The sequence below is a fragment of the Pseudomonas sp. BNK-15 genome (genome assembly GCF_047456105.1).
Lineage (GTDB): Bacteria > Pseudomonadota > Gammaproteobacteria > Pseudomonadales > Pseudomonadaceae > Aquipseudomonas > Aquipseudomonas putida_E.
The window spans coordinates 22,677-45,080 of sequence record NZ_CP179898.1 but is presented as its reverse complement, the minus strand read 5'-3'; the positions used below and the strand labels follow the sequence as shown (position 1 = coordinate 45,080).

General features: G+C 62.3%; 18 protein-coding genes. 12 read left to right on the top strand and 6 right to left on the bottom strand.

Going from position 1 to position 22,404, the window contains the following annotated elements; translation table 11 throughout:
- Window positions 1-119: 119 nt before the first annotated feature.
- Window positions 120-1,541, bottom strand: coding sequence for a lytic transglycosylase domain-containing protein (locus tag ACMGF5_RS00220; RefSeq protein WP_046785216.1), 1,422 nt, complete (start codon window positions 1,539-1,541; stop codon window positions 120-122).
- A gap of 100 nt (window positions 1,542-1,641) precedes the next feature.
- Window positions 1,642-2,421, bottom strand: a complete 780-nt coding sequence (gloB, locus tag ACMGF5_RS00215) for a hydroxyacylglutathione hydrolase (RefSeq protein WP_414157483.1) — start codon at window positions 2,419-2,421, stop codon at window positions 1,642-1,644.
- A gap of 86 nt (window positions 2,422-2,507) precedes the next feature.
- Between gloB and ACMGF5_RS00210 the strand changes: the two genes are divergently transcribed.
- The 4 genes from ACMGF5_RS00210 (at window position 2,508) to ACMGF5_RS00195 (ending at window position 6,965) form a co-directional block, all read left to right on the top strand.
- Window positions 2,508-3,281, top strand: a complete 774-nt coding sequence (locus ACMGF5_RS00210) for a class I SAM-dependent methyltransferase (protein WP_012315305.1) — start codon at window positions 2,508-2,510, stop codon at window positions 3,279-3,281.
- 13 nt (window positions 3,282-3,294) lie between these two features.
- Entirely contained in the window at window positions 3,295-3,741 is a 447-nt protein-coding gene (rnhA, locus tag ACMGF5_RS00205) for a ribonuclease HI (RefSeq protein ID WP_012315304.1), read from the top strand.
- 51 nt (window positions 3,742-3,792) lie between these two features.
- Window positions 3,793-4,551 (top strand): DNA polymerase III subunit epsilon, encoded by a 759-nt coding sequence (dnaQ, locus tag ACMGF5_RS00200; RefSeq protein WP_414157482.1) that lies wholly within the window; start codon window positions 3,793-3,795, stop codon window positions 4,549-4,551.
- A gap of 164 nt (window positions 4,552-4,715) precedes the next feature.
- On the top strand, window positions 4,716-6,965 hold the full coding sequence (locus ACMGF5_RS00195; RefSeq protein WP_125924909.1) for an Orn/Lys/Arg decarboxylase N-terminal domain-containing protein: 2,250 nt from the start codon (window positions 4,716-4,718) through the stop codon (window positions 6,963-6,965).
- Here the strand turns inward: ACMGF5_RS00195 and ACMGF5_RS00190 are convergent.
- The gene (locus tag ACMGF5_RS00190) at window positions 6,949-7,167 is read right to left on the bottom strand and encodes a hypothetical protein (RefSeq protein WP_046785212.1); all 219 of its coding nucleotides are present in this window, start codon (window positions 7,165-7,167) and stop codon (window positions 6,949-6,951) included. The two genes, ACMGF5_RS00195 and ACMGF5_RS00190, sit on opposite strands and share 17 nt — an antisense overlap.
- Before the next feature lie 156 nt (window positions 7,168-7,323).
- On the opposite strand from ACMGF5_RS00190, the gene ACMGF5_RS00185 reads away from it, so the two are divergent.
- Window positions 7,324-7,884 (top strand): NADPH-dependent FMN reductase, encoded by a 561-nt coding sequence (locus ACMGF5_RS00185; RefSeq protein WP_046785211.1) that lies wholly within the window; start codon window positions 7,324-7,326, stop codon window positions 7,882-7,884.
- Window positions 7,885-7,992: 108 nt separating this feature from the next.
- On the opposite strand, the gene phnX is transcribed toward ACMGF5_RS00185, so the two are convergent.
- Together phnX and ACMGF5_RS00175 are read right to left on the bottom strand one after the other, a co-directional pair.
- Window positions 7,993-8,820, bottom strand: a complete 828-nt coding sequence (gene phnX, locus ACMGF5_RS00180) for a phosphonoacetaldehyde hydrolase (RefSeq protein WP_115274307.1) — start codon at window positions 8,818-8,820, stop codon at window positions 7,993-7,995.
- Between the two features lie 34 nt (window positions 8,821-8,854).
- Window positions 8,855-9,961, bottom strand: coding sequence for a 2-aminoethylphosphonate--pyruvate transaminase (locus tag ACMGF5_RS00175; protein ID WP_119687467.1), 1,107 nt, complete (start codon window positions 9,959-9,961; stop codon window positions 8,855-8,857).
- A 134-nt stretch (window positions 9,962-10,095) separates the two neighbouring features.
- Here ACMGF5_RS00175 and ACMGF5_RS00170 point away from each other — a divergent pair, with 134 nt between their 5' ends.
- The 7 genes from ACMGF5_RS00170 (at window position 10,096) to ACMGF5_RS00140 (ending at window position 17,766) form a co-directional block, all read left to right on the top strand.
- Window positions 10,096-10,959 carry a LysR substrate-binding domain-containing protein gene (locus tag ACMGF5_RS00170; protein ID WP_119687466.1) on the top strand — a complete coding sequence of 288 codons (864 nt, stop codon included), beginning with the start codon at window positions 10,096-10,098 and terminating at the stop codon, window positions 10,957-10,959.
- 64 nt (window positions 10,960-11,023) lie between these two features.
- Window positions 11,024-12,034 carry an AraC family transcriptional regulator gene (locus ACMGF5_RS00165; protein WP_115274310.1) on the top strand — a complete coding sequence of 337 codons (1,011 nt, stop codon included), beginning with the start codon at window positions 11,024-11,026 and terminating at the stop codon, window positions 12,032-12,034.
- Window positions 12,035-12,212: 178 nt separating this feature from the next.
- Window positions 12,213-13,856, top strand: coding sequence for an AMP-binding protein (locus ACMGF5_RS00160; RefSeq protein ID WP_115274311.1), 1,644 nt, complete (start codon window positions 12,213-12,215; stop codon window positions 13,854-13,856).
- 13 nt (window positions 13,857-13,869) lie between these two features.
- The gene (locus tag ACMGF5_RS00155) at window positions 13,870-14,637 is read left to right on the top strand and encodes an SDR family NAD(P)-dependent oxidoreductase (RefSeq protein WP_115274312.1); all 768 of its coding nucleotides are present in this window, start codon (window positions 13,870-13,872) and stop codon (window positions 14,635-14,637) included.
- A 12-nt stretch (window positions 14,638-14,649) separates the two neighbouring features.
- The gene (locus tag ACMGF5_RS00150; RefSeq protein WP_046785204.1) at window positions 14,650-15,843 is read left to right on the top strand and encodes an acetyl-CoA C-acyltransferase; all 1,194 of its coding nucleotides are present in this window, start codon (window positions 14,650-14,652) and stop codon (window positions 15,841-15,843) included.
- Window positions 15,844-15,851: 8 nt separating this feature from the next.
- Entirely contained in the window at window positions 15,852-16,979 is a 1,128-nt protein-coding gene (locus tag ACMGF5_RS00145; protein WP_125924904.1) for an acyl-CoA dehydrogenase, read from the top strand.
- 13 nt (window positions 16,980-16,992) lie between these two features.
- On the top strand, window positions 16,993-17,766 hold the full coding sequence (locus ACMGF5_RS00140; protein WP_115274315.1) for an enoyl-CoA hydratase: 774 nt from the start codon (window positions 16,993-16,995) through the stop codon (window positions 17,764-17,766).
- A gap of 46 nt (window positions 17,767-17,812) precedes the next feature.
- Here the strand turns inward: ACMGF5_RS00140 and ACMGF5_RS00135 are convergent, their stop codons facing one another.
- Entirely contained in the window at window positions 17,813-21,556 is a 3,744-nt protein-coding gene (locus ACMGF5_RS00135; protein ID WP_414157481.1) for a hypothetical protein, read from the bottom strand.
- Window positions 21,557-22,404: the final 848 nt, after the last annotated feature.

Genomic DNA, 22,404 nt, shown 5'->3' with positions numbered 1-22,404 from the left:
TCGGCATCCGATCCAGAGGCGTTGGGCTTTGGTCGGGCTACAGTAACAGCTTGGCGGGGTTGGAAAAAGGGTGTGTCTGGAAGGAGGTCAAGGGGCTGCGGAGCAGCCCCGGGTTAACATCAGTGCCCCAGGTAGACGGTCAAGGTCTGGCCTGGCTTGAGGGCGTGCCCGCTGCGCGGATTCCAGCGCTTGAGGTGCTTCATCTCAACATTGAAACGTTTTGCCACCAGATACAGCGAGTCACCCTTGCGGACCTTGTACTGGGTAGAGCGCTTGGAGGATGCTGCTACCCGGTTGCCTGCCGCACTACCACCACGCAGTGCCAACACCTGGCCGGCCTTTACACGGCTACCCGATAATTTGTTCCAGCGCTGGATATCCTTGACCGAAACCCGGTTGGCCCTGGCAATGGTGCTCAGGCTGTCGCCGCGCTTTACGCGGTAACTGCGCGCTCTGGCAGGTGCCTTGGCTTCGGCCACGGCGCGTGCGAACACGGCTTTGTTCGGCTGCAGGCTGACCAGTTGTTCAGGCTTGAGGTTGGACAGGCTGTCGGACAGCAGTTGCGCCTTGGCCGTCGGTACCAGCAATTGTTTGGGCCCATCCACGGTCATGCGCTTCTTGAATGCCGGGTTGAGCTGGATCAGTTCGTCTTCGTCGATGTTGGCGAAGGCGGCTACCCGCGACAGGTCCAGGCGGTCCTTGATGGCGACAGCTTCGAAGTAGGGCTCGTTGGCGATCGGGTTGAGGTTCACGCCGTAGGCTTCGGGGGTCAGGACCACCTGCGACAGGGCCAGCAGCTTGGGCACGTAGTCGCGCGTCTCCTGTGGCAGTGGCAGGTTCCAGTAATCGGTGGGCAGGCCGAGTTTCTCGTTGCGCTCGATCGCCCGGCTGACGGTGCCTTCACCGGCGTTGTAGGCAGCCAGTGCCAGCAGCCAGTCGCCGTTGAACATGTCGTGCAGGCGGCTCAGGTAATCCAGCGCGGCGTTGGTCGACGCGGTGATGTCGCGGCGACCATCGTAGAAATTGGTCTGGCGCAGGTTGAAGTGGCGCCCGGTAGAGGGGATGAACTGCCACATGCCTGCAGCATGGGCGCGCGAGTAGGCCATGGGGTTGTAGGCGCTTTCGATCGCCGGCAACAGGGCCAGTTCCAGCGGCATGTCGCGTTCTTCCAGGCGCTCGACGATGTAGTGCAGGTACAGGCTGCCGCGCTCACCGGCGTTTTCGAGGAACGAGGGGTTGCTGGCGAACCACAGCCGCTGCTGCTCGATGCGCGGGTTGACGTCGATGGTGTCTTGCAGGGCGAAGCCCTGGCGCATGCGCTCCCACACATCCTGCGGCGCCTGCTCGGCGGGTTTGACCGCGAGCGGAACGGGTTTGTGTTTGATCCGCGCCTGGTAGCTGTGCGCGCGAACGCTGTCGGATTCGTCGAGCTGACGGGTGCTCTGGCAGCCCACCAGGGTGGCGGCCAGCGCCAGCGCACTGATTTGGGCCAGGCGCGTCAGGGCGACTGAATGAGCGGTTCTGCGGCTACGGGAAGACATCGGCGGGGACGGGTATCCGGGCAAAAAATTTCGGCGATTCTAGAAACCGCATCCCGCCGGGTCAACCTTCGAGCACATGTTGCGATATATCTTCAGGTTATCAGAAGGTGTCCTTCCAAGACCTCAAGGCAGCAAAAACAGCGACATGCGTGGTGTTTGAATGTCCCTTCCATTCGTCAGCTTTTTGTTTAACTAATGTTTCAGAGGTACGCAGAAAGGGGTTGGTCAGCCGTTCTACGCCGATGGTTGATGGCAATGTGATGTGATTTTCGGCGCGCAGCCGGGTAACATCATCGAAACGTTGCAGAACGTGCGGGTTTTGTGGCTCCACGGCCTTGGCGAAGCGCAAGTTGCTAAGGGTGTACTCGTGGGCGCAGTACACCTCGGTACGCTCCGGCAGCGCAGCCAACCTGGCGAGGGCAGGCTGCATCTGCTCTGGCGTGCCTTCGAACATCCGCCCGCAGCCAGCGGCGAACAACGTGTCGCCACTGAATAGCACCGGTGTCGCAGGTTGGTCGCTGAAGAAGGCGATATGACCCAGCGTGTGCCCCGGTACTGCCAGAACCTGGAAGGTCACGCCCACCGCGGTCACTTCGTCACCTTCGTCCAAGGCAAGGTCGCGGCACGGAATACGCTCGTTGGCCGGGCCGCTGACCCGCGCACCGGTCAGTTTTTTCAGCCGCTCGACACCGCCCACGTGGTCATTGTGGTGGTGGGTGACCAGAATATCCTCCAGCACCCAGTCGGGATTGGCGGCCAGCCATGCCTCCACGGGGGCGGCATCACCAGGATCGACCACCGCGCAGCGGCGTTTGGCAGTATCCTGTAACAACCAGATGTAGTTGTCGGAGAAAGCGGGGAGAGCATCGATCTGTATCATGGTGCGGATCCGTATCGCCTAGCGTGGCACATGAGGCCATCTTAGCCGCGATGGCGCGGTGCGAGAACCTTCGAGGGAGAGCGCAAATGACCGACCAACCCTTTGCCCAGGCCGACCCGGCCTGGATCGAGCTGATCAGCCTGGCCCGTGACTGGTTCCACGGCCCGCTCGGCCAGCTGATGCTCAAAGAAGAGGAAAAATTGTTGGAGGAGGAGCTCGGGCGCTTCTTCGGGGGTTACCTGGTGCATTACGGCCCCTGCGCCGAGGCTCCGCCCAGCGCCCCCCAGGTACAGCGCAACGTGCGTTTGGGCGCGCCGCTGCCGGGGGTGGAGATCGTCTGTGAGGAACAGGCCTGGCCCTTGAGCGAGCACGCCGCCGACGTGGTGGTGCTGCAGCACGGCCTGGACTTCTGCCTGTCGCCCCATGGCTTGCTGCGCGAGGCCGCCAGTGCGGTACGCCCCGGCGGGCATCTGCTGATCGTCGGCATCAACCCCTGGAGCAGTTGGGGCATACGCCACTTCTTCAGCCACGGCGCGCTGCGCAAGGCCCGCTGCATCTCGCCGTCACGGGTCGGTGACTGGCTCAACCTGCTGGGCTTCGCGCTGGAGAAACGCCGCTTCGGGTGCTATCGTCCGCCGCTTGCCTCACCGGCCTGGCAACAACGCCTGGCGGGCTGGGAACGGGTGGCAGGCGGTTGGCAGAGCTCTGGTGGCGGGGTTTACCTGCTGGTGGCGCGCAAGATGGTGGTTGGCCTGAGGCCGCTGCGCCAGGAACGCCGCGAACCGATGGGCAAGTTGCTGCCTTTGCCATTGGCCAAGGTCAACCGCACCGCGGTCAGCCCGGACACCGAAAAGCACTGAACATGAGTGGTACATGAGCGATAGCGTCGAGTTGTATACCGATGGTGCCTGCAAGGGCAATCCAGGCCCTGGTGGCTGGGGGGTCCTGTTGATCTACAAGGGCGTCGAAAAGGAGCTGTGGGGCGGCGAACGCGAAACCACCAACAACCGCATGGAACTGATGGCCGCGATTCAGGGCTTGATGGCGCTCAAGCGCGAATGCGAGGTGGTGTTGACCACCGACTCGCAGTACGTGATGAAGGGCATCAACGAATGGATGGTCAACTGGAAGAAGCGCGGCTGGAAGACCGCCGCGAAGGAGCCAGTGAAGAACGCCGACCTGTGGCAGCAGCTCGATGAGCAGGTCAACCGCCACAAGGTCACCTGGAAGTGGGTGCGCGGGCACATCGGCCACCCCGGTAACGAGCGCGCTGACCAATTGGCCAACCGTGGCGTCGACGAGGTACGCGCCAAACGTTGAGCTGCGGTACAATCCTCGGCTTTGTAACTGATGCAAGTTGGAGCGCCCCGCGTGGAGCAGCAGCAAGATAAACGCCTGGTCATTCTCGATACCGAAACCACCGGCATGCCGGTCAGCGAAGGCCACCGGATCATCGAGATCGGCTGCGTCGAAGTCATTGGCCGGCGCCTGACCGGTCGGCACTTCCACGTCTATCTTCAGCCGGACCGCGAGAGTGACGAGGGCGCGATCAATGTCCACGGCATCACCGACGCGTTCCTGGTCGGCAAGCCGCGCTTCGGCGATGTGGCCGAGGAATTCTTCGAATTCATTCAGGGCGCCACGCTGGTCATCCATAACGCGGCGTTCGACGTCGGCTTCATCAACAACGAGTTCGCCCTGCTCGGTCAGCGCGACCGCGCCGACATCTCGCAGCACTGCACCATCCTCGACACACTGTTTCTGGCCCGCGCCCGGCACCCGGGGCAGCGCAACAGCCTTGACGCGCTGTGCAAGCGTTACGATATCGACAACTCCGGCCGTGAACTGCACGGCGCGTTGCTCGACTCGGAGCTGCTGGCTGATGTCTACCTGGCAATGACCGGTGGCCAGACCAGCCTTTCGCTGGCTGGCAATGGGGCGGACGGCGACAATGAAGGGCAGGGCAGCGGTGGCAGCGAGATCCGCCGGATTACCGGGCGTGCGCCTGGGCGGGTGATCATGGCCACTGCCGAGGAACTGGAGGCGCATGCAGAGCGCCTGGCGGCTATCGCCAAGTCGGCGGGCGGGCCGTCGATGTGGCAGGTATTGACCGAAACGCCTGCCGGTTGATGCTGAGCCTGCCCTGGCCTTATCGCCGCAACCTGGCTCCCACAAGCTCTTTACTGAACTGCAAATTCGCGTAGGCACCGGCGTGCCTGCGACAGGGCCGTACTGAGAGCACCAGGCTCTACTACCCTGTGAAAGACGCTCTGTCCTTCGGAGGTTGCAGCCTGATGTACAAGGACCTCAAGTTCCCCATCCTCATCGTCCACCGTGCCATCAAGGCCGACAGCGTTGCCGGCGAGCGCGTGCGGGGGATTGCCGAGGAACTGCGTCAGGACGGCTTCGCCATTCTCGCCGCGGCAGACAATGCCGAAGCCCGTCTGGTCGCGGCCACCCACCACGGCCTGGCCTGCATGCTGATCGCCGCCGAAGGCATTGGCGACAATACTCACCTGTTGCAGAACATGGCCGAGTTGATCCGCCTGGCCCGCCAGCGTGCTCCTGACCTGCCAATCTTCGCCCTGGGCGAACAGGTCACCTTGGAAAACGCTCCCGCCGAAGCGATGAGCGAGCTCAACCAGCTGCGCGGCATCCTATACCTGTTCGAGGACACCGTGCCGTTCCTCGCCCGCCAGGTAGCACGTGCCGCACACAACTACCTCGACGGCTTGCTGCCGCCTTTCTTCAAGGCCTTGGTACAGCACACCGCGCAGTCCAATTATTCCTGGCACACGCCCGGCCATGGCGGTGGCGTGGCCTACCGCAAAAGCCCGGTGGGCCAAGCCTTCCATCAATTCTTCGGCGAGAATACCTTGCGCTCGGACTTGTCCGTCTCGGTGCCGGAACTGGGCTCGCTGCTCGATCACACTGGCCCTTTGGCAGCGGCCGAAGCCAGGGCGGCGCGCAACTTTGGCGCCGACCATACCTTCTTCGTGATCAATGGCACCTCCACCGCCAACAAGATTGTCTGGCATGCCATGGTCGGCCGTGATGACCTGGTGCTGGTGGACCGTAACTGCCACAAGTCGGTGGTCCATGCCATCATCATGACCGGCGCCATTCCCATCTACCTATGCCCCGAGCGCAACGAACTGGGCATCATCGGGCCGATCCCGCTCAGCGAATTCAGCGCCGAGTCGATCCAGGCCAAGGTGCTGGCCAACCCCTTGGCCAAGGGGCGCGAACCGCGCATCAAGCTGGCGGTGGTGACCAACTCAACCTATGACGGGCTGTGCTACCACGCCGGGCTGATCAAGCAAGCTCTGGGCAGCAGCGCGCAGGTGCTGCACTTCGATGAAGCCTGGTTCGCTTACGCGGCGTTTCATGAGTTCTTCACGGGGCGCTATGCGATGGGTACGGCCTGCACCGAGGGCAGCCCGTTGGTGTTCAGCACGCACTCGACGCACAAGCTGCTGGCGGCCTTCAGCCAGGCGTCGATGATCCATGTACAGGACGGCGCCCAGCGGCAACTGGACCGAGATCGCTTCAATGAAGCCTTCATGATGCATATCTCGACGTCACCGCAGTACAGCATCCTGGCTTCTTTGGATGTGGCTTCGACCATGATGGAGGGGCCCGCGGGGCGTTCGCTGCTGCAAGAGATGTTTGACGAGGCACTGAGCTTTCGTCGCGCCCTGGCTAACCTGCGTGCACATATCGCGGCCACCGATTGGTGGTTCAGTATCTGGCAGCCGCCTGGGGCAGAAGGCGTCGATCAGCTCGCTGCGCAGGACTGGCTGCTGCAGCCTGGGGCGCAGTGGCATGGCTTTGGCGAATTGGCGGGCGATTATGTGCTGCTTGACCCGTTGAAGGTCACCCTGGTGATGCCGGGGTTGCGTGCCGACGGCGTGTTGGACGAGCAGGGCATTCCGGCGGCAGTGGTCAGCAAGTTTCTCTGGGAGCGCGGGTTGGTGGTGGAGAAGACCGGCCTTTACAGCTTCCTGGTGCTGTTCTCGATGGGCATTACCAAGGGCAAGTGGAGCACGCTGCTGACCGAGTTGCTGGAGTTCAAACGCCATCATGATGGCAATACTCCGTTAAGCCAGTGCCTGCCGAGCATCGTTGCAGTCGACACGGCACGCTACCACGGTATCGGCCTGCGCGACCTGTGCAACCAGCTGCATGACTGCTATCGCGTCAATGCCACGGCCAAGCAGCTCAAAGGGTTGTTCAGTCGCTTGCCGGAAGTGGCGCTCAGCCCGGCCCGGGCATATGACCATATGGTGCGCGGTGAGGTGGAAGCGGTGCCGATAGAGGCATTGCTCGGCCGTGTCGCGGCAGTCATGCTGGTGCCCTATCCGCCGGGCATACCCTTGATCATGCCGGGGGAGCGGTTCACTGAAGCTACCCGCTCGATCCTCGACTACCTGGCGTTTGCCCGCGCCTTCAACAGCGGTTTTCCCGGCTTTGTCGCCGATGTGCACGGCCTGCAGAGCGAAGCCGGAAGCTATACGGTCGATTGCGTCAAGGAATGCGAATGATCTCGACGCCGGTCTGTACCAGTTCAAAACGGTCTTCACCCAAGTGGTTGACTCGGTCGCCGATGGCCAGGCGATAGGTGGTGACCGGTGCGCCCTGTACGCTGCCGTCGGTCTGCAGGGTGGACTCTTGGAACTCGTGGACGGGGTAGATACGGCCTTCGGCGTCACGGGCGTGGAATTGGCCGACCATTACTGCTGCCATTTAAGTGAAAACCTCTGAATTGCGTAGGAAATGTCTGCAGGAATAGACCGTGGATGGTACCTGGAAGTTTTCTGGTGGAGGAAAAAAACCTAAGCGCCGAGCAATGGTCATCTATAACTACAACGTCTCTTAACCCAGCAAAGGTTGGAAATCGCCATGAGCCAGGTGTATTCGGTAGCGGTCGTCGTCGGCAGCTTGCGCAAGGATTCGTACAACCGCAAGGTGGCCCGTGCCCTTTCAGAGCTGGCACCGTCCAGTCTTGCCTTGAAAATCGTCGAAATCGGCGATCTGCCACTGTACAACGAGGATGTCGAGGCTGCGGGTGTGCCCGAGCCGTGGAGGCGCTTTCGCGACGAGATCCGGCGCAGCGACGCGGTGCTGTTCGTCACCCCGGAGTACAACCGCTCTGTACCGGGCTGCCTGAAAAATGCCATCGATGTGGGCTCACGTCCCTATGGGCAAAGCGCCTGGGGTGGCAAACCTACGGCGGTGGTGAGCGTCTCGCCCGGTGCCATTGGCGGGTTTGGGGCCAACCATGCCGTGCGCCAGTCGCTGGTGTTTCTCGACATGCCGTGCATGCAGATGCCCGAAGCTTATATCGGTGGGGCGGCTAGCCTTTTCGAGGACAGTGGCAAGCTCAATGACAAGACCCGGCCGTTTCTGCAGGGTTTCATCGACAAGTTTGCCTCCTGGGTGAAGCTGAACCGGGCGGTTTGAGCCGGCCTTGTCGTCGGTAAGCCGGCCCCACAGCTACCCCACCGTTCGTGAAAACGGCGGGGTAGCTGTGGAAGCCGGCTTGCCGGCGAAAGCTGCAACACAGATCGGTCAGAACGCCTGCGGCATCTCTCCCTTGGCCAACCGCCGGTTGATATCGGCGACCACCTCGGGCAGTTCATTGATGGTGTCGATCAGGTAGTGCGGGCGTGACCCTGCGAACAGCGCATGAATGCGCTTGCGCTCACTCTCCAGCTTCTCAGCGCTCAACGCCTGGTACCCCTCCCAGGTCAGCCCGAGCGCGTTGCCCGAGCACACCAGAGCCACGGTCCACATGCCGGCACGGCGGCCTTCGAGGATGCCCGGCACGGTGTCGTCGACCTTGACGCAGGCCGCCACGTCGTCGATGCCCAGGGCGATCACGTTGGCCAGTGCCTGTGCCGGCCACGGGCGGCCGTTCGGGGTTTCGTCGGTGGCCACCACATGATCGGCGACATAGCCGTTCTGGGCCGCCAGCTCCACCACCTTGTCCATCACCACTTTCGGGTAGCCCGAGCATGAGCCGATTTTCAGGCCGTCCCGGCGCAAGCCGGTGAGGGTGTCCAGAGCACCGGGAATCAGCGCCGAATGCACGGCGATCTTCTCGATCTGCAGCGGCATGAAGCGGTTATAGATGGCAGTGACGTCCTCGTCGGTCGGCGTGCGGCCGAACACGTTGCGATAGCGTTCGGCAATTTCCGGCACGTCACATAGGGTGCGAATATGGTCCCACTTGCCCATGCCCATCGGGCCGCGGGCTTCTTCGATGGAAACCTGGACGTCGAACTCGGCGAAGGCTTCGACGAAGATCTGGGTCGGGGCGAAAGAGCCGAAGTCGACCACGGTGCCGGCCCAGTCGAGGATGGCGGCTTGCAGCTGGGTGGGGTTGCTGTAGTTCATGTGCGCTATTTCCTGAAATCGGATGGGCAGAGGGTCAGATGTCCAGTACTTCCATTTCCCGCAGCACGTCGGCCACGGCATTCACAGCGGCTTGCATGCCGTCCGGCCCGACCACGCCGATGCAGCCGACGCGGAAGGTCTCGACCTGGGTCAACTTGCCGGGGTAGAGGATGAAGCCCTTGGCCTTGACCCGTTCGTAGAAGTCCTTGAACTGGTAACGGGCGTTATTCGGGGCGTGGAAGGTGACGATGATCGGCGCCTGGATGTCGGCTGGCAGGAAGCTGCGCAGGCCGATGGCGGCCATGCCGTCGAGCAGGGTCTTGCAGTTGTCGGCGTAGCGCTGGTGGCGCGCCGGCAGGCCACCTTCTTCGGCGTACTGCTGCAGCGCCTCGTGCAGGGCAGCAACCACATGGGTGGGCGGGGTGAAGCGCCATTGGCCGGTTTTGGCCATGTAGGCGTGCTGGTCGTGCAGGTCCATGGCCAGCGAGTGGGCATTGCCCTCGGCGGCTGCCAGTGCGGTTTTCTCGGCGAAAACGAAGCCCATCCCGGGGACGCCTTCCAGGCATTTGCCGGACGCGGCGATCAGTGCCTCGAAGGGGATTTCGCGGGCGTCGATCGGCAGGGCGCCGAACGAGCTCATGGCATCGATGATCAGGCGCTTGCCGTGGCGCTTGATCACCTGAGCGATCTCGTGCAGCGGGTTGAGGATGCCGGTGCTGGTTTCGCAGTGGATCAGCGCCACGTGGGTCACGCTGGGGTCCGCCGCCAGCAGGCGGTCGACGTCGGCAGCGGTGGTCGGCTGGTCCTCGGCGGTTTCGAAGGTGCTGAAGTTGCGCCCCAGCACTTTGCAGATTTTCGCCAGGCGCTGGCCGTAAGCGCCGTTGATCAGCACCAGTACCTTGCCATCGCGCGGTACCAGGGTGCCGATGGCGGCCTCCACGGCGAAGGTGCCGCTGCCTTGCAGGGGAACGCAGTGGTGGCTGGCGCTGCCGTCGACGATCCCCAGCAGTTGCTCGCAGACGCTGGCGGTCAGTTGGTTGAAATCACGGTCCCAGGAGCCCCAGTCCATTAGCATGGCTTGTCGGGTGCGCAGGGAGGTGGTCAGTGGGCCGGGGGTCAGCAGGATCGGGGCGTTGCTCATTGCGTGGTTCCTCACAAGCTGCAGGTGGTCAGCCGAAAAAGCTGGCGCTGAAACTACGGGGGCTAGGTTGCAATTGACTAAGCTATCAATCAAATTGTTTGTTGTTATGCCAGCCATAAGTCAGGCCGATAAATATGAACCTGTTCCAGCTTCGCGCTTTCGACGCCGTCGCCCGTGAGGGCAGTTTCACCCGTGCCGCTGCGCGCCTGTTCATCAGCCAGCCGGCGGTGACCGGGCACGTCAAGGCGCTGGAAGAGCACTACCAGATCACCCTGTTACGGCGCACGGCGCGGCGGGTCGAGCTGACCGAGGAGGGTACCCGCCTGGCTGCCATCACCCGGGCGATGTTCGGCCTGGCCGAAGAGGCGCAGGCGATGCTCGAGGCCAATCGCCAACTGCTCACCGGCCGCCTGGAGGTGGCCGCAGATGGGCCGCACCGGGTCATGCCGATGCTGGCGCTATTGCGTGAACGCTACCCGGGGATCACCGTCAACCTGCGCCTGGGCAATGCCCAGGAGACCTTGGCCGCCTTGTTGTCAGAGCATGCCGACGTGGCCGTATTGACCGAAATCGAACCGCGCAAGGGCCTTTACTTGCAAAACCTCTGCGAGTCGCGTTTGTGCGCACTGCTGCCGGCAGGCCATGCCTGGGCCAGCGGGCAGGGTGACTTGCCACTGGCTGCTTTGCATGAGCAGATCATGGTGCTGCGCGAACCCAGTTCGACCACCCGGCGTACCTTCGACAAGGCGTGTGACCAGGCGTCGGTCAGGCCCAGGGTGCTGCTGGAGCTGGACAGCCGTGAGGCAGTCACCGAGGCAGTGGCGTCGGAGCTGGGGATTGGTGTCGTTTCCTCGACCGAGGTGGCCAATGACCCGCGTGTGGTGGCGCGGCCGCTGGCCGGGCACGGTTTGCGCAACCAGCACCTGGTGGGGTGCCTGGAGCGGCGCCGCGAGCTGCGGCTGATTCAGGCGTTCCTGGCCCTGGCTGCCAGCCTGTAATCCAAGGCTGGTGTTTTTTCCATGCGGGCCTAACATGGGCGGCACGCAACAGCCAGGAGGGCCGATGAGCGAGAAAGACACCATCTCCATGCAACTGGTGCGCGAAGCCCTGTTGCAGACCTGCCCGGCGGGTGAGCCGGATGCCGGCCTGCTGGCGCAGGCCGGCATCGACATCGGTCAACTCGACCAGGCTGATGCGCGCGTCAGCGCCGAGGCCTACTCCCGGCTTTGGCGCTTGCTGGCGCAACGCTGCAACGATGAATTCTTCGCCATGGACCCGCGTGGGCTGCGTACCGGAAGCCTGGCATTCCTGTGTCGGGCGAGCATGGCCCAGCCCACCCTGCAGGCTGGCGTGGAAACGGCGTTGGCGTTTCTTTCGCTGATGCTGCAGGACCTGCAACCGGTACTGGTGCGCCAGAAAAGCCTGGCCGAAATCGTCATCGTTGAACCCAATGCTCAGCCTCGGCGTGCGTTCACCTATTTCACCTTCTGGATGATCGTCCACGGCGTCGCCTGCTGGTTGGCAGGGCGGCGTATTCCGATCCTTGCGATTGACTTGCGGTGCGCCGAGCCGCCTTTCTGTGATGACTACCGGGTGATGTTCTCGGAAAACCTGCAGTTCGAACGCCCCTTGACCCGCATGATCATCGCCGGGGACTGCCTTGACATGCCGATGCGCCGCAGCGAGGACGAGCTTCAGCGTTTTTTGGCAGAGGCACCTGGCAACATCCTGGTGAAGTATCGCGACCCTAACAGCCTGGCCCGTCGTATCCGCCAGACGCTGAGCCAGCAAACCCCCAGCCAGTGGCCTGCTGCCGAGCAACTGGCGGCAACGTTGTGCATGTCGGCGTCAACCTTGCGGCGCCGGTTGAGCGAGGAGGGCCAAAACTACCAGGCGCTCAAAGACAGTATTCGCCGCGAGTTGGCGATTGCCTGGCTGGCGCAGCCGCAGCTTGGGCTTGGCGAAATCGCCGAGAGGCTGGGCTTTGCCGACAGCAGTTCGTTCTACAAGGCGTTTCGCAAATGGTTCGGGTGCAATCCGGGGCATTACCGCAGTGTCTTCCTGCAGGTGTAAACCGGCCCTGCACCAGCAATGCTCCGGCGGGCGCTTGGCGCATCGCGAAGGCTGAGAAGCCACGCGGCCAAAACGCTCATTCAGATTGACAGCTTTGGCCATTGCCCAGGTAGGCAGGCGGCGCGAACATCGTCAGACCAATGGTGCACTCCAACAATAAGAACCCAGGAGTCTGACGATGCGCGAGTATGGCGACGCCGTCCTTTCATTCAATCATGCCGAGGCCGCAATGGGCCTGCACGGCAGTCTTGCAGCCCTCAATGCCTGCGTCGAATGCTGTGACCGCCATGTGGCCCAAGGTGGTATCGCCCTGGTCTACGAGGACCGCGAGGGCAATGGCAGGCTCTACACATTCGGGCAGATGCAAGCCATGGCGTCCCGCTTTGCCAATGTCCTGAGGGCCCAAGGCGTGCAGGCCGGTGACCGGGTAGCAGGGCTGATGCCACGCACCCCCGAGTTGCTGGTGACCATCCTCGCCACCTGGCGCCTGGGCGCTGTTTACCAGCCGTTGTTCACTGCCTTTGGCCCCAAAGCTATCGAGCACCGCCTGGAGCAGTCGCATGCCAAGGTGGTGGTCACCGACCGTGGCAACCGCGCCAAGCTGGACGATCTGGCCGTGTGCCCCGTGCCGATCATCGTCGGCGCTGAGGAGGGTGAACTGGACTTCCAGCGCCTGCTCGATGCCGCCCCTGCCGATTGCGAGCCAGTCATGCGCTCGGGCGACGATCCCTTCCTGCTGATGTTCACCTCGGGCACCACTGGCCCTGCCAAACCCCTGGAAGTGCCGCTACGCGCGATCGTCGCGTTCCAGGGCTACATGCGCGATGCCATTGGCCTGCAGCCACAAGACAACTTTTGGAACCTGGCCGACCCAGGGTGGGCCTATGGCCTTTACTACGCGGTCACCGGGCCGTTGTCGCTGGGCCACGCCACCACCTTCTACGATGGCCCGTTCAGTGTCGAAAGCTGCGCGCGGGTGATCGACAAGCTGGGCATCACCAACCTGGCAGGTTCGCCCACCGCATATCGCTTGCTGATCGCCGCTGGCAAGGCGTTCTCAACGCCGGTCCAGGGCCGCCTGCGGGTCGTCAGCAGTGCCGGTGAACCGCTCAACCCCGAGGTGATCCGCTGGTTCGCCGATGAGTTGGGCGTGACCATCCATGACCACTACGGGCAGACCGAGCTGGGCATGGTGCTGTGCAACCACCACGGCCTTGAGCATCCCGTGCGGGCAGGGTCTGCCGGCTTCGCCATCCCAGGTCACCGCATCGTGGTGCTGGACGAGCAGGGCGCCGAATTGCCCGCCGGGCAGCCTGGCATTCTGGCAGTGGATCGGGAGCAGTCGCCGCTTTGCTGGTTCGGTGGCTATCACGGCCTGCCCACCAAGGCCTTCGTCGGCAAGTATTACCTGAGCGGCGATACCGTCGAGTTGAACACCGACGGCAGCATCAGCTTCGTCGGCCGCAGCGACGACGTGATCACCACCTCTGGCTACCGCGTCGGGCCGTTCGATGTGGAGAGCGCACTGATCGAGCACCCGGCGGTGATCGAAGCCGCAGTGATCGGCAAACCGGACCCGGAGCGCACCGAACTGATCAAGGCCTTTGTGGTGCTGGCCAGCGGTGTGCACGGTAGTGTCGAGCTGGAAGAGACCCTGCGCCAGCACGTTCGCCAGCGGTTGTATGCCCACGCCTATCCCAGGGAAATCGAATTCGTCAGCGAGCTGCCCAAGACCCCGAGCGGCAAGCTGCAACGCTTCATCCTGCGCAATCAGGAAGTTGCCAAACAACAAGCGCAACAGGCCACCCCTGCCCGCGCCTGAAAGGAACCCGATCATGCACATCGCCAACAAACACTTTATCGTCAGCGGCGCAGCTTCCGGGCTGGGGGCTGCCACCGCGCAGATGCTGGTCGAGGCCGGCGCCAAGGTCATGTTGGTTGACCTCAATGCCCAGGCCGTCGAGGCCAAGGCCCGCGAGCTGGGTGACAACGCCCGCTTTGCGGTCGCCGACATCAGCGACGAGCAAGCGGCCCAGGCCGCCGTCGATGCCGCTGTAACGGCTTTTGGCAGCCTGCACGGGCTGGTCAATTGTGCGGGCATCGTCGGTGCCGAAAAAGTGCTGGGCAAACAAGGGCCACACGGCCTGGCCAGTTTCGCCAAGGTCATCAACGTCAATCTGGTCGGTAGCTTCAACCTGCTGCGCCTGGCCGCTGCTGCGATGGCCGAAGGCGTTGCCGACGAAAGCGGCGAGCGCGGGGTGATCATCAATACCGCCTCGATCGCCGCCTATGACGGTCAGATAGGCCAGGCTGCCTACGCCGCCTCCAAGGGCGCCATCGCCAGCCTGACATTGCCGGTTGCCCGCGAGCTGGCGCGTTACGGCATTCGTGTGATGACCATCGCCCCGGGTATTTTCGAAACCCCGATGATGGCCGGCATGACCCAGGAAGTGCGCGACTCCCTGGCCGCCGGGGTGCCGTTCCCGCCGCGCCTGGGGCGGCCAGGCGAATACGCGGCGCTGGCCCGCCACATCATCGAGAACAGCATGCTCAACGGCGAGGTGATCCGCCTCGACGGTGCGCTGCGCATGGCTGCCAAGTAAGGAGAGACCCTAATGACCCTCGCCAATGATCCGATTGTCATCGTCAGCGCCGTGCGCACGCCCATGGGCGGCCTGCAAGGCGACCTGAAAAGCCTTACCGCGCCGCAATTGGGCGCTGCAGCGATTCGCGCTGCGGTCGAGCGTGCCGGGCTGGATGCCGCCAGTGTCGAGCAGGTGCTGTTCGGCTGTGTGTTGCCGGCAGGCCTGGGCCAGGCCCCCGCGCGCCAGGCTGCGCTGGGCGCCGGCCTGGGCAAGCACACCACGTGCACGACCCTCAACAAGATGTGCGGCTCTGGCATGCAGGCCGCGATCATGGCGCATGACCTGCTACTGGCCGGCACTGCCGATGTAGTCGTGGCGGGCGGAATGGAGAGCATGTCCAACGCGCCCTACCTGCTGGACAAAGCCCGTGGCGGCTACCGCATGGGCCACGGCAGGATCATCGACCACATGTTCATGGACGGCTTGGAAGATGCCTACGACAAGGGCCGCCTGATGGGCACCTTTGCCGAGGACTGCGCCCAGGCCGGCGGGTTCAGCCGCCAAGCCCAGGACCAGTTCGCCATCGCCTCGTTGACCCGCGCCCAAGAGGCGATCAGCAAAGGCCGCTTCAGCGCCGAGATCGTTCCGGTACAGGTCAGCGAAGGCAAGGAACAGCGCCTGGTCAAGGACGACGAGCAGCCTCCCAAGGCGCGCCTGGACAAGATCCCTCAACTCAAGCCGGCGTTCCGTGAGGGCGGCACCGTAACTGCCGCCAACGCCAGTTCAATCTCCGACGGCGCTGCGGCACTGGTGCTCATGCGCCGCTCCCAGGCGCAGCAGCGCGGCTTGACGCCCTTGGCTGTGATCCATGGGCACGCTGCCTTCGCCGACGCGCCGGCACTGTTCCCCACGGCGCCTATCGGCGCTATCGACAAACTGATGAAGCGCACTGGCTGGAATCTGGCCGAGGTCGACCTGTTCGAGATCAACGAAGCCTTTGCCGTGGTCACCTTGGCCGCCATGAAGCAACTCGACCTGCCTCACGAGAAGGTCAACATTCATGGCGGTGCCTGCGCCCTGGGGCACCCGATCGGCGCGTCGGGCGCGCGGATCCTGGTAACCCTGCTGTCGGCCCTTCGCCAGAACAACCTACGCCGCGGCGTTGCGGCCATCTGCATCGGCGGTGGCGAGGCCACGGCCATGGCTGTCGAATGTCTGTATTGAGGTGAACCATGTTGGTAACTGACGAGCAACAACAGATCGTCGATGCGGTCCGGGCTTTTGCCCAGGAACGCCTCAAGCCTTTTGCCGAACAATGGGACAAGGAACACCGCTTCCCCTGGGAAGCGATCCAGGAGATGGCCGAACTCGGCCTGTTCGGCATGCTGGTACCCGAGCAGTATGGTGGCAGTGACACCGGCTACGTGGCCTATGCCATGGCCCTGGAAGAAATCGCTGCTGGCGATGGCGCCTGCTCGACCATCATGAGTGTGCACAATTCGGTAGGGTGCGTGCCCATCCTCAAGTTCGGCAGCGAGCTGCAAAAGCAGCAGTACCTTGCACCGCTGGCCAGCGGGTCGATGATCGGTGCCTTCGCCCTCACCGAGCCCCAGGCCGGTTCCGATGCCAGCAGCCTGAAAACCCGTGCGCGGCTGGATGGCGACCACTATGTGCTCAACGGCAGCAAACAGTTCATTACCTCCGGGCAGAACGCCGGTGTGGTGATCGTTTTCGCTGTCACCGACCCAGAGGCAGGCAAGCGTGGTATCAGCGCCTTCATCGTGCCCACCGACTTACCGGGTTACCAGGTGGCGCGGGTCGAAGACAAGCTCGGCCAGCACGCATCCGACACCTGCCAGATCGTTTTCGACAATGTGCGCGTTCCAGTTGCCAATCGTCTGGGCGAGGAGGGGCAGGGTTACAAGATCGCCCTGGCCAACCTTGAGGGCGGGCGTATCGGCATTGCCTCGCAGTCGGTGGGCATGGCCCGTGCTGCGTTCGAAGTGGCCCGTGACTACGCCAAGGAACGTTGCAGTTTCGGTAAACCCTTGATCGAGCACCAGGCGGTAGCCTTCCGCTTGGCGGACATGGCTACCAAAATCGCCGTGGCACGGCAGATGGTGCTGCACGCCGCAGCATTGCGCGATGCCGGGCGCCCTGCGCTGGTGGAAGCGTCGATGGCCAAGCTGTTCGCCTCGGAAATGGCCGAAAAGGTCTGTTCGGATGCCTTGCAGACATTAGGCGGTTATGGCTATCTGAGTGACTTCCCGCTGGAGCGGATCTACCGCGACGTGCGGGTTTGCCAGATCTACGAAGGCACCAGCGACATTCAGCGCATGGTCATTGCGCGCAATCTTTGAAGGAGCAGTCTGCATGGCATTCGAAACCATCCTGTTGGATATCCACGGCAAGGTAGGCCTGATTACCCTTAACCGGCCCCAGGCGCTCAATGCGCTCAACGCGCAGATCGTCAGTGAGATCAACCAGGCCCTGGACCAGCTCGAGCGTGACCCGAATATCGGCTGCGTGGTGCTGACCGGTTCTGCCAAAGCCTTTGCCGCCGGTGCCGATATCAAGGAAATGGCCGAGCTCAAATACCCGCAGATCTACGTCGATGACCTGTTCAGTGATGCCGATCGTATTGCCAATCGCCGCAAGCCGATCATCGCTGCGGTATCGGGTTTTGCGTTGGGCGGTGGTTGTGAGCTGGCGATGATGTGCGACTTCATTCTGGCGGCCGACAACGCAAAGTTCGGGCAGCCGGAAATCAATCTGGGCGTACTGCCGGGCATGGGTGGTACCCAGCGCCTTACCCGGGCCGTGGGCAAGGCCAAGGCCATGGAACTGTGCCTGACGGGGCGTCTGATGGGGGCTGAGGAGGCGGAGCGTGCAGGCCTGGTTGCGCGCGTGGTGCCACAGGCCGAACTGGTCGAGGAGGCATTGAAGGTGGCTGCCACCATTGCTGGCAAGTCGATCCCGGTGAGCATGATGGTCAAGGAAAGCGTCAACCGGGCCTTTGAAGTCACTCTCAGTGAAGGCGTGCGCTTCGAACGTCGGGTGTTTCATGCGGCGTTTGCAACTCAAGACCAGAAGGAAGGTATGTCTGCCTTCATTGCCAAGCGTGATGCGCAGTTCAAGGACTGCTGACCAGTGCCGGCAGGTGCAGCGAAACTGCCCCTGCCGGAGATCACGGCTAATGGTTGAAGAAGTACTGCTTGGCCGCAGCCAGGTCGATCGGGCTGCGGTACACCTCGACCGCAGGCCCGGACGCGTCCTTTATGAGGCGGCCCTGTGCATAGCGCTGTTCTGCCGCTTTCAGATGCCCGGCGGTGTAGGCGGTTCGCTCCGCATCAATGTCCGGATAATGGAAATGTGCGAACCAGAGGTCAGTGCCATCATGGCTGATGGCGTATTCTTGCAGGTAATCAGCAGGCCGCCCTGCAACCTTTGCCAGTTGCCGCCTAGGTCCAGTGCTACGGATTAGTACCTGATGATGTTCGAGCAAAAAGCTTAGCTCACCCATCCGTGGCTTTTGCAAAAGCGCTACACGTGTTCGCTGCTCGACCGCCTGCTTCGTCAGCGTAGCCGACACGTCTTCGATGTCTTTTATGATCAGTGCGGCATCTTCACCGTGAGTGCTTTCGTCAGTCTGGTTGTCGCGGGTCAAGCGCAGCTCGATCGCCGCGCGTTGACGGTCAAGTTCATCGCGATGCTGCAGTAGTATCTCCTCGATCTCCACTGGCAGGCAGGTGTCGGCCCTGATGCCTTGCATGACGGCCAGGCTCTTTCTGGCGCTGGCCAGGCGCTTGTTGCTTTCCTTGAACAGTGTTTTGAGCTTCCTGGGGGGCTGAGGCCCCGGCCTGTGCTGCTCTGCAGGAGTAGGCAGCCATTGCTCATTCTCTCGCTTGTAACTGCGTACAACCGCGCCGTCATCGCTGCCAGGAATATCGATGATGGTGTTGTCGTCGGTACGCGGTTGGCCCAGCAGCAACCCATCATCGCGGGTTTCGATAAGGCCGGGCAAATGCTGGCTGAGCTGCCTTACGGAGCTACTTTGGGGCAGCTCGGGGTATTCTGCGAGCTCGCTGACCGTGTTTGTGGTCAACTCCCTGATATCACTACGTAAAGTAATCAAGGCCGGGGGGATCGCAGGCTCGTCGAACTGACTTTGCAGGTTCAGCCCCTGGCGTTTGGCACTTTGCAGATGCTGTACGATATTTTCCAGCAAGCGACGCTTGGCTTCGTCACTGGCGTTGATCCGTTTGTTCAACTGCAACTGCTGGCCGATGGCCAACTCCAGGTTGCCCCATGTACGGTTGAGCCAGTATTGGCCCGCATCGTCCAGTGGCTCCAGCGCCAAGCGGTTGATACAGTTTTCGATGCGCATCAGGCGCCAGTGCAAGGGCGACGATCTGCCTTGCGGGGTTTGCTTCAACTGCTGCAGTTTTTCCACCATCTTCATTGCACTGGTTAGCGAAGGGCTGGCCAGCTGCCGTAGCTGTTCCAGGGTCAGATTGAACGCGGTGGCGTTGTCGAACAGGCTATCGATCAGTGGTGCCAAGTTACCCAGCCGCGTTGCAAGAATGGCCTGGTCCTGCGGTGTCTCCTTGCTTTTGTGCTCGATCATGTCCAACAGATGAGCTCGCTCGGGTTTGTATAGGCGCATTAGCACATCACTGACTTGCAGTTGGCAATTGAGGTGATGATAGAGCGTGCCGGCGCGCTTGGACTTGTAGTCGGCCACAGGCGCCAGTTCATTCAGTTGCTCAAAGCGCTGAATATGTTCATTTACCAACGTTTCAAAGGCCTGCAATTTGGCGAGGCAGTTTTGTAGCACCCTCCGTTCATCTGAACGCTTTGCCAGATCGCGCAATTTGTCCAGATAAGGCAATTGGTCTGCGATGCTCTTAGAGTCGTTCGCCACGCGTTCGATCATCTCCTGAGTCTTCTGTTTACGCGCTTCCCGAAGCTGGGCGATCCGCTTGGAAGGCGGCATGCCGCCACGCAGACGCAGGCGCAGGTCCAGTTGCCAGCGCCCCGCCTCGTCGCGTCTTAGCAATGGTCCTGGTTTCTCATCCTTCTCGCCGCCAACAATACGCAACTGGTCAAGCGTCGTGTCCAACTGAACCTTGAACACCGCGGCCTCGATCTGCACCAGGAGGTGACCGCCATGCACGTACAAGCCACGCATCGGTCCACTCGGAGTCGGCGAGCCGAGCGCCGTTGGTGATACATCTGAACGCAGGGCGGCAAGCGCTCGGGCCTGGTTGTTGTCAAGCCTGAGCGTGGGCTGAGCCCAACTGAAGTCGAGTTGTGCCGGAGTCGGGCGGGTAAGCACCACAGGAGCCGATACTGATACATCAGGTTGGCCAGGCGCATGAAGTGCGTCCAGCGGGTGATCCAGTTCCTGCCGCTTCATGGTATGGGTGAAGATCAGAAAAGCAACATTGACCAACAGTTGGATCCAGTCGCCCGTGTGGTTATCTGCCCCGGCTTGATCACTGGCAACAAACAGGCGAGCGAATGCAGTTTCCATCTGAGCCAGCCAGGCTGCTTCGGCCAGCGGCCCTTCGACAAACGGTAATACGGTGTTGAGCAGCAACCAGCCCAGTTCCTCCCAGCGCTGCCAGCGGGATTGCGCGCTGCTTGCCGATTGCGCCTTGAAGTTGCTCAGGGTCTCCAGCACGCAGGCCTGGTAAATGACACGCGCAGGATTGGCTATGGCGGCTTCGCGCGACAAGGTAACGGGTGCTGGCTTGCCCCACGGTACCGCCCAGTCATCGTCCAGAGGGTGGAACAGGTGTGGTTCCCTGAAGCCACCGTGGGCATAGATGCGCTGGTCCAGCTCAGGCAGGCGATGAAGCACATCATCCTGCAGCTCGCCGGCCTCCCCGATAGCCACCAGTAATGCGGTGCGGTCGGCGTATTCCACTACTGGCTCGCTGTGCAGGGGGCGGTACAGCAGGCAACGTGTGCATTTCAGGGAGTCATCCTCGATGAGCCAGGTGTTGAGCGGATGATCGGCGGCCGCGTCCATCGTTCGCAGCAGACCCAAGGGCCGCAATACCCACGTGCTGTGCTCGTTGGGCAGGGGCGCGAAGACCTGCTCCGTTGCCAGCACTGCCGTCGGCGTGGGCCGACCATGCTCAAGGTAACTGCTCATGATCTTTGTTGGCAGTTGTGTGCTCAGCTGTTTTGCGAACAGTCTTTCGCGGCTGGCGCGCGTCTTCACGTCATCGAGCAGCAGCGCGCGTAACCGCGCAGGGTAGGTGGCACCAATGTCCGCCTCGGTTATCAGGGCGCGCAGTGCCAGCGTGTCGAGCCAGCCAGGTATGGCTTGACCGTCTGTGGTTTCCAATGTGACTTCGCCAGGTCGGAGCAGCCCTAGATTGGCGATGGCCAGCTGTGCCAGGGTAAAGCTGACAGGTTTGATGGCCCCACCGTTGGATATTTCGCCAGGAAGCGGGATCCCGGTCGAGGTAACCTGATGATTGATCACGCGCACAGCTGCTGGAACCAAGGTGGACTCCGGGTGATCACGGCGGATCAGTTCGGCCAGGCGCTCGCAGGCAAACGCCTGTGCGTTTGGCACGCCGCTCAACCAAGTCCTGCCCTCGGCCTGGAAGGTGTTACGAGCGACATCCCTAAGCATCGAGCTATAAACGATCAAGGCCAGGGGCGCTGCATTCTGTATCCAGCGTGGCAACTGGTTGGCTAGCGCTTCCTGGCGGGCCTGGTCTTTGATGCTGCATATATGCGCCATGGAGGTGAGGCGATCCAGGGCGTCGGCAAGCTGCTGCGCGCTGCTTTGGTCATTGAAGGCAGAGGCGGCCAGGTCCATGCCTTCCAGTTGTTGCTGCAGCAGGTTTGCGGCTTGGGCGTGGAACAACTGCCCCTCGGGAGTGCCCAGGTGCACGGTTGGCGGCGACTTGGCCAAGACTGTTGGCCAGTGCCGAGCGATGCCCTCCAGCAACTGTGCGCGCGAAGAAAACGACAGTAGCCGCCCCACTGGGGTAAACAACAGGGTAAAGGGCTGTTGGCCAGGTGCCTCGGCACGTTCGATCAGCAGAGCGCTGGCGAGGAAGGGGTCTTGCTGCCAGTCGGCGGAAAAGTTGCATGCCAGTGTCTTGATGGAAATGCCTTGGCTGCTGGAAAGGGTGAGCAGGTCGGCAGGCCCGGCCGCTCCTTTGGACAAGGACTTGAGTGCTGGTTCTGCAGCGACCAGCCGGTCCTCGGCGCTGGCTTGTTCGGCGGCACTGCGCAGCAGCCCCTGCAGGTGCCGGGCGAGCCACAACCAAGGGGTTTCCCCTTGGTTGTCTGCGTCGCACCAGTAGTCAATGATCGCGCTGCGGTAGGTATCCAGTAGGATGGGCCCGCAGTCGTTCAAGAGCTTTTCGAGCGCATGTAGGTCAACCGGAACGGGGTGAGACGGGTCGACCATATGGTTGCGACAGAGTACGTCCTGCTTTGCAGTCAGGTTGAGTGTTTCGCGCCGGCAATAGCGCTCTACCAGCACCTGGTACAAAGGGCGTATGTAGGCTGTATCCTCCACCTGCCCGAAACTGGCCAATTGCAGGGACAATGGGTCGAGGCGGGTATCCAGGCCATAGTCATGCCAGTGCTCGACCAACAGTCGTGCAGCCACTTCGAACAGAGTGGGGCGGCTTGCGAACCTGTCGGCAACGGCGCAAGGCAATGTGGGGCTGCGTGGGAGTCTGATAGAGGGCGTCATGGCTGGGATCTTTGTGTGAGAAGGGCGCCATGAAACCGTCTGAGGGATGGGTC

Excerpts from the sequence above, each read along its gene's own strand:
- ACMGF5_RS00175 (WP_119687467.1), bottom strand. The coding sequence starts at position 9,961 with ATGAGCAACGCCCCGATCCTGCTGACCCCCGGCCCACTGACCACCTCC.
- ACMGF5_RS00170 (WP_119687466.1), top strand. The coding sequence starts at position 10,096 with ATGAACCTGTTCCAGCTTCGCGCTTTCGACGCCGTCGCCCGTGAGGGC.
- ACMGF5_RS00160 (WP_115274311.1), top strand. The coding sequence starts at position 12,213 with ATGCGCGAGTATGGCGACGCCGTCCTTTCATTCAATCATGCCGAGGCC.
- ACMGF5_RS00150 (WP_046785204.1), top strand. The coding sequence starts at position 14,650 with ATGACCCTCGCCAATGATCCGATTGTCATCGTCAGCGCCGTGCGCACG.
- ACMGF5_RS00185 (WP_046785211.1), top strand. The coding sequence starts at position 7,324 with ATGAGCCAGGTGTATTCGGTAGCGGTCGTCGTCGGCAGCTTGCGCAAG.
- ACMGF5_RS00220 (WP_046785216.1), bottom strand. The coding sequence starts at position 1,541 with ATGTCTTCCCGTAGCCGCAGAACCGCTCATTCAGTCGCCCTGACGCGC.
- ACMGF5_RS00195 (WP_125924909.1), top strand. The coding sequence starts at position 4,716 with ATGTACAAGGACCTCAAGTTCCCCATCCTCATCGTCCACCGTGCCATC.
- ACMGF5_RS00155 (WP_115274312.1), top strand. The coding sequence starts at position 13,870 with ATGCACATCGCCAACAAACACTTTATCGTCAGCGGCGCAGCTTCCGGG.
- ACMGF5_RS00190 (WP_046785212.1), bottom strand. The coding sequence starts at position 7,167 with ATGGCAGCAGTAATGGTCGGCCAATTCCACGCCCGTGACGCCGAAGGC.
- ACMGF5_RS00210 (WP_012315305.1), top strand. The coding sequence starts at position 2,508 with ATGACCGACCAACCCTTTGCCCAGGCCGACCCGGCCTGGATCGAGCTG.
- rnhA (WP_012315304.1), top strand. The coding sequence starts at position 3,295 with ATGAGCGATAGCGTCGAGTTGTATACCGATGGTGCCTGCAAGGGCAAT.
- ACMGF5_RS00140 (WP_115274315.1), top strand. The coding sequence starts at position 16,993 with ATGGCATTCGAAACCATCCTGTTGGATATCCACGGCAAGGTAGGCCTG.
- ACMGF5_RS00145 (WP_125924904.1), top strand. The coding sequence starts at position 15,852 with ATGTTGGTAACTGACGAGCAACAACAGATCGTCGATGCGGTCCGGGCT.
- ACMGF5_RS00165 (WP_115274310.1), top strand. The coding sequence starts at position 11,024 with ATGAGCGAGAAAGACACCATCTCCATGCAACTGGTGCGCGAAGCCCTG.
- gloB (WP_414157483.1), bottom strand. The coding sequence starts at position 2,421 with ATGATACAGATCGATGCTCTCCCCGCTTTCTCCGACAACTACATCTGG.
- phnX (WP_115274307.1), bottom strand. The coding sequence starts at position 8,820 with ATGAACTACAGCAACCCCACCCAGCTGCAAGCCGCCATCCTCGACTGG.